This window comes from Methylobacterium sp. D48H (assembly GCF_053345715.1).
The window spans coordinates 1-255 of the sequence record NZ_JBKFAP010000232.1; the positions used below are offsets into that span (position 1 = coordinate 1).

Below are 255 nucleotides of genomic sequence, written 5' to 3' on the forward strand. Positions count from 1 at the left end.
ACGCCGGCCTTGCGCCACCGGTAGAACCGGCTCGACACCGTTCCCACAGCACCGTAGCGCGCCGGTAGATCCTCCCAGGGTGCGCCCGTGCGCAGGATCCAGAGCATGCCGTTGAGGACTTGCCGGTGATCCTCCGCAGGCCGGCCCGTGCGCGGCTTCTGCGGAGGCAGCAGCGGGGCGATCTGCTCCCACTGCGCGTCGGTCAGTTCAAAGCGTCGCATCAAGCCCACATGGGCCTGACCACCCAGCCTGTGA

1 protein-coding gene is annotated in these 255 nt (G+C 68.6%); it reads right to left on the reverse strand.

Annotated features, from left to right (window positions below; all coding sequences use genetic code 11):
* Nucleotides 1–221 (reverse strand): transposase (locus tag ACLBX8_RS32265; RefSeq protein WP_447716481.1); only part of this gene is annotated, 221 nt, incomplete at its 3' end.
* Nucleotides 222–255: the final 34 nt, after the last annotated feature.